Raw genomic sequence first — 9,144 nt, forward strand, 5'->3', positions numbered from 1 at the left:
CCGAAAGGCATCCTAAATCTCACAGCCGTTTACACAAGTTTTTATACTGAACCTTTTTCTTTACTAATGATAACCAAAAAATAATATTTATCGCTTATTGACATCGCGTCACTTCGCTGATATTATTTCTTATAACGATTTATATATTGAGAGGCGCCAATGACGCTGCCAATACACAAATGAAAACTGAAGAAGTTTCTCAAATGGGGAATGGCTTTGTTAAAGGCCATTCTCTATTTTATTTTTGACGAAAGGAGTGATATGTCCTTTATGGATAATCACATACAAAAGCCTTGGGCTGTTACTCAGTCTGAGGTACTAACAGAGACAAATACATCAGAAGCTGGCTTAAGCGATGACGCAGTTCGAATACGTCAAAAAGATGGTTTAAACGAACTTGCTGCTAAGCCTCCTAAAACCACCTTGCAAATGATCAAAGAGCAAATCATTGATCCAATGATCATGATTCTAATCGGCGCAGCCTTCTTTTCAGCTCTTTTTCATGAATATACTGAAGCGATCATCATTGCTATGATCGTGGTCATCAATACTATTATTGGTATTGTGCAGGAAAAGAAAGCTCAATCATCCTTAGCTGCTTTGCGGGATATGAGTGCTCCCATGGCTCATGTTATTCGCGCCGGCAAGGAGCAACTAATCCCCGCTAAAGAATTAGTAGTCGGTGATATTGTCAACTTGCACGATGGTGACATGGTTCCAGCAGACATGCGTCTTCTCGAATCCGCCAACCTAAAGATTCAGGAAGCATCCCTCACAGGTGAATCCGTACCTGTGGAAAAAGATGCAGATACTGTTTTGGCTAAAGACTGCAGTCTTGGTGACCGCATCAATATGGCTTTCAGCTCTTCAATTGTTACCTACGGACGCGGACTAGGTGTCGTGACCACTACAGGTATGAACACCGAAATGGGTGCCATTGCCGGCATACTAGAAGATCAAACTGAAATTGAAACGCCATTAAAACGTAAATTAACTAGCGTTGGTAAAGTTTTAACAATCATTGGTATTTTTGTCTGCATCTTGGTATTTATCATTGGTGCAATGTACCAAAAACCACTTTTACCCCAATTTTTAATCGCTATTTCGTTAGCAATCTCCATTATTCCTGAAGGTTTGCCTGCCACAGCTACAATTGTGATGGCCCTTGGCGTTAAGCGCATGGTAAAAAAGAATGCTTTGATTAAGAAATTACCAGCTGTGGAAACCTTGGGTAACGCTACTGTCATTTGTTCCGATAAAACCGGTACTTTAACTTTAAATAAGATGACAGTTACTAAAATAGCTGCTGGCGACTTCAATGAAATTGATGTTAAAGATATTAAACCTAATAAGGTTTACCAAGCGTTAGCCTATGCTGGTGCCCTTTGTAACGACGCCAGCTTGAAGGATAACGAGGCGATCGGTGATCCTACCGAGGTTGCTTTAATTCCCTTTGCTAAAAAATTAGGCTTCAACCAAACAGAATTAAAAAAGGCTCACCCACGTCTATTTGAACAACCATTTGATTCAGATAGAAAACGAATGACCACCTTGCATGAAATTAATGGTCAATATGTTTCCTTTACTAAGGGTGCAGTAGACGAAATGTTACCGTTATGTAATCACATCATGACTGATAATGGCGTTCGTCCAATTACGACTAATGATAAAAAACGAATCTTGAACTTGATGCAAAACATGTCTAACGAGGCATTACGCGTACTAGGCTTTGCCACAAGAGTTGTGGATAACTTGCCAAGTGAAGGAACCGATTTAGAAAATAAGTTAACTTTCATTGGTATCAGCGGTATGATCGACCCACCTCGTGAAGAAGTGGCGGAATCGGTTAAGACTTGTCGTCAGGCCGGCATTAGAACCATTATGATTACTGGTGACCACAAGATTACTGCTTTAGCTATTGCTAAAAAGCTCAATATTTACCAAAACGGTGACTTGGCTATATCTGGCATTGAACTTGATCAAATGTCTGACGACGAACTTGATCAAGCGGTTAAAAAGACGACTGTCTTTGCCCGCGTTTCACCTACCGATAAGTTAAGAATTATTCAAAGCTTGAAGCGTAACGGTGAAGTAACGGCAATGACTGGTGATGGTGTTAACGACTCACCTGCTTTAAAGGCTGCCGATATCGGTATAGCCATGGGTGTTACCGGTACCGATGTAGCCAAAGACGTGGCTGATATGGTACTTTTAGATGACAGTTTTACTACTATTGCTTACGCAATCAAAGAAGGTCGTCGCGTTTACCGTAACATTCAAAAAGTAATCCAATTCTTGTTAGTTGGTAATATTGCTGAAATTACTACTTTGTTTGTTGCGACATTATTTAACTGGGATACACCATTATTAGCTGTGCATATCCTGTGGGTAAACTTAGCCACTGCTACTCTACCTGCTCTTGCTTTAGGCGTTGACCCTGCAAACAAAAACATTATGAAACATAAGCCCGTAAATCCAGGTACTCTTTTTGAAAAAGATCTTGTGTGGCGCGTGATTACTCAGGGAATCTTCGTTGCGCTGATGACTTTAATTGCTTACTTCATTGGTGCAAGCATTGATAATCCAATCACTGGTCAAACAATGGCCTTCAGCGTATTGGCTTTATCACAAATGTTGAGAGCCTTTAACCAGCACTCTAACACCGATCCTATCTGGAAGAGAGCTACCGGTATGAATATGTGGTTGGTAATTTCATTCATTGTTTCCGCATTTTTCATGGGCTTGATCCTATTTGTTCCAACTTTACGAAAAGTATTCTACATTACTAATCTTTCAGCTGGTCAATGGTTAGTTGTCATCGCCTTATCCTTGCTTTCAATTGTACAAGTTGAAATTTTCAAAGGATTTAAGAAGCTAAGAACTAATTCAAACAAAAACCAATTAATTGAAGAATAAAAATAAAGGATCCTCATGTAGGATCCTTTTTTCATACACTTAATTTAATTCTTCAATATCTTTAAGTAAGCTGTCTTGCTCCGGCGTTAAACGCTCATGTTCTTTACGCAGCTTTAAGACTTGTTTACAAGTATGCAAGATTGGCTTAGTCTTTTCATAGTTTACTTTTTAACGATTGCACTAGAAAATGTTTGCGCATTAGACTCAATCAGCTGATTTGAATTATTAGCAAAAAGAGATACCCCAATTCCTAATGCCGCTAAAGTAAGCCAGACTTTTTCTAATAGTTTACTTTTCATATATGTGCACTCCTTTTGGCTATATTATACAAAAAGTATCGATCTATTAGTATTGTCTGCGCTTACATTTAACTAAATTGTAACATTCTTTAGTTAGTCTTAAGAGTTACTTCCCCGGCCACATCTGTATTAAAGAAATCTGCCACTTCATGGACGTTCATGTCCTGGCCTAGTGCCCACATCAACTTGGTAATGGCACTCTCAGAAGTCATGTCGCACGCACTGATCGCACCTTCTAGCAAGGCTTCGCGTCCTACTTCATACTTAGTTAGGTCACTACGTTCATATAAACATTGGCTGCTGGCAATTACAGGGATGCCCTGTCTGATCAACTTACCAATTGCGGCCACCATGTTACGGCGAATAAAGTTCATTCCACCTAAGCCATAGGCTTCAATAACAATTCCTTGGCAGCCACTATCTACCATCGCAAAAAGTAAATCAGGATCAAAGCCTGGGAATAATTTAACTAAAGAAACATTAGAGTCAATCTTGGTATTCAAGCAAGTTTCACCCGTTTTTTTCTTGGGTGTGTAATCAGGATTGAAGACCAAGCCATCTGAAGAAACGGTTGCAACAGGCGGAACGTTAACACTTTCAAAAGCATCAAAGTTAGTCGTTCTAACCTTAACGGCTCTGCAGCCCAACATAATTTTATTATGGAAGGCTAAATAAATATCAGGTGGACAAGTAGCTGCTGCCGCAAAAGCTAAACGCAAATTATCGTGGGCGTCACTTAAGACAACATTGATAGGTACCTGGCTTCCAGTCAAAACCACTGGAATATTAATATTCTTCAACATAAATGCTAACATTGAAGCAGTATAAGCCATTGTATCGGTACCGTGTGAAACCACGATTCCATCATAGTCATTACGATATTTATAAACATTTTCCGCAATAAATTTCCATTCTTCTGGTTGAATATTAGAAGAGTCGAGCTGCAAAATATCGTGAACGTCGATATCATACGGTAATTTACCCAGCATTTTAATCAATTCTTCGCCAGTTTCTTTAGGTACTAACCCTGCATTAGATGCAACTGATGCAATCGTCCCACCAGTTGAAAGCAATAATAACTTCTTTTTTTCCATCTTTATTTCCTCTACCTTTGCAATTTACGCCGTTTTGCATATTCATTAATGATTAGATCAATTAGAACATAGGCTGAACTGAAAGTCACGACCTTTTTACTAAACTGAAATGGCGTAGTCTTGAAAAAGAAGCTGTAATCACTAAGAGAAGCTAATTTTCCCGGCTGCCAGCTTGTTAAAGAAACTAGCTTTAACTTATTATTAATAACATCGATTTTCTTCAATTCCTCAATAATTGTCTTATTAAAACCACCAAATGAAATTACAAACAACATATCATTTTCTTTGGCAGCTTGACCCAGCATTGAAACTTCATCACGCGCACCTGGTAAAATAATCGCGTTTTTACCTATTAAGTAAAAAGAATGAGCCAAATACTCCGCAATAATCTGCTGTTGCCATCCCGTCGAATAAATATAGATAGTTCCTGCTTGATCTAAATCCGCACATAAGTTATGCAAATTCAATCCCTTAAAATATTTAAAGGTGTCATTGATTATTTTCTGCAGATTATCGTCAAATTGCAATTCTTGTGCATGCTTAGCATATTGCTCTTTTCTCGCAATCAATTCAGACAATTCAAATTTAAGTTCACTAAAACCGCTCAAGCCTAATTTTTTACTCAAACGAAAAATAGCAGATTTAGAAACATATAATTTCTGCGCTAATTCCATTAAGCTCAACTTACTAGCTTCCTTGGGATACTTGAGCAAATAACTGACTATTGCCTTATCAGTATCATTGAAGCTTTCTTTTTTCTTCATTACTACTGTTTCTAAATCCATTTCTATGTCCTTTCTGCCATAACTTTATATCAAGTTCAGAATATCATGATCAGCACAAAAAAGGTAGCTATTCAATTATAGAATAGTTACCTTTTTCTTATTTGTTATGACTTTTAAAATTGTTATTTAAGTTCTGGCCAATATGGAGCGTTAACTGGAATCATGTCATCCAAGATCTTCTTGGCTACAGATGCATCTGGAACAGTCTTGTTCAAAGCAAAGGCTTGGAGCATCTTTTGGTATGAGTGTTCTACATAAGCATCAACAACCAATTTTTCACAGGTTTGTTGTTCCATCATCAAACCTCTTTGGAAGCGGCCAGCCTTACCAGTTGCCATTGGTTGAATACCATCAGCACCAAACAATGCTGGAACTTCAACGATTGAATCTGGATCCATGTTTGAAATAGCACCATTGTTTTCGCAGTTAGCTAAGAACTTCTCGTGAGTGTTGTAGGCAATAGCGTGAATAATATCTACGATATATTCTGAGTGCAAACCTGAAATGTCCCAAATATTATTCTTAGCAGTACCTGCCTTAACGATTCTTTCACATTCACCGAAGACGATCTTTTGACGGTGTTCACGAATTTCATCAGTACGAGTGTGCTTTGGATCGGCGTTTGCTACTTCATATTGTGGGAAGTAGTAGTATTGCATGTAGTTGTTTGGCAAGGTTTCTGGATCCATCTTGTAGTCGTCAGCAACCTTCTTGAATGTTGCTTCCCATGAAGCTTCAGTATCCTTGTCGTAATCGCCGCCTACCCAGTAGCCGTGATCCTTAACGTATTCCTTAAGCTTAGGCATTAAGTCTTCGCCGGTCTTCTTGTTTCTAACTTCTTTCCACCAGCCGAAGTGGTTCAAGCCGTAGTAGTTGAAGTCAATGTCGTGCCAGCTGTCAAGACCGCAGATAGCTGCCATTCTGTCCATGTCATCAATAGGCATATCACAAATGTTGATAATTTTTGCACCTGGACGAAGACGACGGCAAGCTTCAGCAACAATCGCAATAGTGTTGGAGTAGTTGATCATCCAAGCGTTTGGTGAGTATTCTTGCATCCAGTCAATAATTTGAATGATTGCAGGAATTGAACGAAGACCGTAAGCCATACCTCCGGGTCCTGTAGTTTCTTGACCGTTTACGCCATATTTTAATGGAATCTTTTCATCTAAACTTCTCATGTGGTATTTACCAACACGAATTGAACCCATTACGAAGTCAACGTCAGTAAAGGCTTCCTTAGGATCAGTGGTGTATGAGAACTTAATTTGTGGAGCTCTTTCCTTCATGATGATCTTAACAGCTTCACCAATCTTCTTTTGACGTTCTGCATCGTTATCGTAGAACTTCAATTGTCTCATTGGGAACTTGTCTTGGCTCTTGATTAAGTCGAGTACAAATCCTGGTGTAAAAGTACTACCACCACCGGCAATAACTACTGAATATTTCTTACCATCCATAGTTCTTTATTCTCCTTTTTAGTAAGTTGATATCTTTTCGAATTGTTTAATTACCTTACGCATATATTTATAACATTTTTCTTCTAGTTTGTATTCGTTTTCATTGGCTTCAGACTTTGTTTCAGGACTTGAACCTCATTTTAGATCTCGAAATATATTTCAATCTTTACATTGCTATACCAATATAGTTTTTTCATTAAATTATATCTTATATATACTTGTTATCATAACAAGCTTAAAAAATATCAATTTTTATTTATTTTATTTTTCTACTATATAAACCTGCACTATTTACACAAAATGCCTTTAATCCCCGATATAATGGCATTTTCTCTTTTAAAAAATACTACTATATTAAAATAATTGAGGTTATATTAATATAAAAAATTATATATTATTATTTTTTAAAAACTTTTTTTACATTATTTAATAAGTGTGCAGCTTAATATCCTCATTTCCCTCAAGCAACATGCTACCAGCGTTTCTAACGCTATCCCCTTTCATATATATCCATATATTATTGTCTTTTGTTATTAAATCTTTTCACATATAGACTTTGGTTTTATTCCTGTTAGTCTATTACTTGAAGAGACTTATAGCGGGACTCAAGAAATTGACTACTTCTTGAGCTTTGAATTTTCATATTTTTGGGAATTTTTGACAGAGAATAACTTTTTAATAAATAAGGGATTAGGAAAATGAGAAAGAATGCTAAACTTTTATCCACCATTAGTATTGCCGCTGCTTTAGCTGGTGGCACTATTACCGCTTTAAACAATAATGTAGAGACTGCAGCAAATTCAACTGTTGAAGCTGCTTCTATTACTTTGCCTTCTGGTTATACTAAGAGTGCCATTATTAAATGGAACCAAACTGGTAGAGCAAGCAAGGCTTTAATCAATGCCTCAAAGAAAGGCATGATAGAAAACACATACAGTGGTGCTGGTTCTGACGATACTTTAGTTAACGTAACTAACTTAAGCCACAGCCAAAAGGTTGAATTGAGCAAGTACACTTTAAGCTTGATTAACTCTGCTCGTCATCAACTTGGCAAGAAGCCTTGGACTTACAAAGCTGGTGCTTTGCACTTTGCAGATCGTGTAGCTGAACAATACTACTCACACAACAAGTCTTGTTGGGATGCAGACCACTATGTACCTGGTATCATGCGTGCAGCTAAGGCTTCTGGTCTTAACTCAAGAGTAGGTCAAGTCTACGAAGACGAAGCAGGCTTACCTATTTCTTCAACTTACCACACTAATATGCGTACCATGTCAGCATTGAAGAACCAAATTTACTTCAACGTTAAGCAAATGCTTTTCGGTGGTTTCTATGGCTCATACAGTCAAATGAATGATTCTTCAAGATACACTGAATGGGAACACGCTGGCGACTTGCTTGGTTGTCGTACTGAGCACTACGATGCTAAGACTAAATACTTTGGCATTAGCTTCAGTGGTTTAAGAGGCGATTCAAGCAAGATTAGTGTTCACATGATGGGCGTTGCTAAGCGTTACATCCAAAACTACAAGAAATTTAATCGTTAATATTGACGTTGTAGTTTAAAACTTAATAAAGTTTCCTAATCCAAGAGTTCAAAAAGGTTTAGTCACCTGTTTGAACTCTTTTAATTTACTTAAAAAGGCCAAATTGCTCTGGTTTTCAGACAATTTGACCTTTTTGTGTTCTATATTAGGCAAGATTAATAATTAAAAGTAAGTACTTAAAAGCCTATTCTCATCGTATTTTCGGCAAGAATGTTGTTATATCAACGTTTCAAGCACCTTCAGCAATTATAAGTTTTAAATTCTAGTTTTTGTTTTTTTATTTTATAAAAATTTTTTTGAAATATCTATTTATATATAACCTGCTTGAACTATGCTTACATCAAGCCATAAACCAATTATTATCAAAAATGGCTATTGCTATATTTATGTAGGTTTGGTATATTTTATAAAAATAAAATTTAAACAAAATCTTTGAACTTACTTGGAGTTGTCATTGAAAGGGATGAATGGAATGAGAAAACTTACAACTTACGAGATTTTACGCGAGGAATTAACTAGAGGTATTATTACCAAATACTCTGTTACCCAATTTTGCAAGGCTACTGGCATGAGCCGCGGCGTCTTTTATAATACTTATACTGGATTAACCGATTTATTTTGTAAAAGTATTCAAGCAGAAATTAGAAACCATTTCCGTGAATATGGTGATTGCCAATCGAATCAATTGGTCTTCGCCTTTCTTAGACAAATTGGCAATGATCGTCTTTTCTACACTAACATTTATCGTCTAACTCGAAAAAAGCACACTAATCATATCTGCACTCAAATTAATCGCACACTTTTTACAGAGATGCAAAAGCACCTTTTCAATAGCGATTATTCCAATAAACATATTAAGAGCATGACTAACGTTCTTCTTGCCCACATCACTAATTGGATCGATCACGGCTGCGATGCTCAAGTCCTTGACGTTTACACTGATGTAGAAATCATTCTGCCTAAATAAAAAACGCTGCTAGCTCATAGCCAATGTCATTAAGTTAAGACATTGACAAATTGAAAAGAGTCGAATCGTTGTGATT

7 protein-coding genes are annotated in these 9,144 nt (G+C 37.2%); 3 read left to right on the top strand and 4 right to left on the bottom strand.

What is annotated here, in order from left to right; genetic code table 11:
* Window positions 1-270: 270 nt before the first annotated feature.
* A complete protein-coding gene (locus tag CP355_RS08745) occupies window positions 271-2,916 on the top strand; it encodes a calcium-translocating P-type ATPase, PMCA-type (RefSeq protein ID WP_098044352.1) in 2,646 nt (881 codons plus the stop codon).
* 161 nt (window positions 2,917-3,077) lie between these two features.
* On the opposite strand, the gene CP355_RS10410 is transcribed toward CP355_RS08745, so the two are convergent.
* The 4 genes from CP355_RS10410 to CP355_RS08770 form a co-directional block, all read right to left on the bottom strand.
* Window positions 3,078-3,215 (bottom strand): hypothetical protein, encoded by a 138-nt coding sequence (locus CP355_RS10410; RefSeq protein WP_087236253.1) that lies wholly within the window; start codon window positions 3,213-3,215, stop codon window positions 3,078-3,080.
* An 89-nt stretch (window positions 3,216-3,304) separates the two neighbouring features.
* A complete protein-coding gene (locus tag CP355_RS08760; protein ID WP_098044350.1) occupies window positions 3,305-4,309 on the bottom strand; it encodes an asparaginase in 1,005 nt (334 codons plus the stop codon).
* An 11-nt stretch (window positions 4,310-4,320) separates the two neighbouring features.
* The gene (locus CP355_RS08765) at window positions 4,321-5,094 is read right to left on the bottom strand and encodes a MurR/RpiR family transcriptional regulator (protein WP_025006020.1); all 774 of its coding nucleotides are present in this window, start codon (window positions 5,092-5,094) and stop codon (window positions 4,321-4,323) included.
* 122 nt (window positions 5,095-5,216) lie between these two features.
* The gene (locus CP355_RS08770; protein ID WP_098037209.1) at window positions 5,217-6,554 is read right to left on the bottom strand and encodes a 6-phospho-alpha-glucosidase; all 1,338 of its coding nucleotides are present in this window, start codon (window positions 6,552-6,554) and stop codon (window positions 5,217-5,219) included.
* 698 nt (window positions 6,555-7,252) lie between these two features.
* On the opposite strand from CP355_RS08770, the gene CP355_RS08775 reads away from it, so the two are divergent.
* The gene (locus tag CP355_RS08775; RefSeq protein ID WP_098044351.1) at window positions 7,253-8,101 is read left to right on the top strand and encodes an SEC10/PgrA surface exclusion domain-containing protein; all 849 of its coding nucleotides are present in this window, start codon (window positions 7,253-7,255) and stop codon (window positions 8,099-8,101) included.
* Between the two features lie 472 nt (window positions 8,102-8,573).
* Window positions 8,574-9,068: a transcriptional regulator gene (locus tag CP355_RS08780; RefSeq protein WP_087364016.1), complete on the top strand. Its 495-nt coding sequence runs from the start codon at window positions 8,574-8,576 to the stop codon at window positions 9,066-9,068.
* Window positions 9,069-9,144: the final 76 nt, after the last annotated feature.

The organism is Lactobacillus sp. UMNPBX4 (genome assembly GCF_002554115.1).
GTDB classification, from domain to species: domain Bacteria; phylum Bacillota; class Bacilli; order Lactobacillales; family Lactobacillaceae; genus Lactobacillus; species Lactobacillus gallinarum.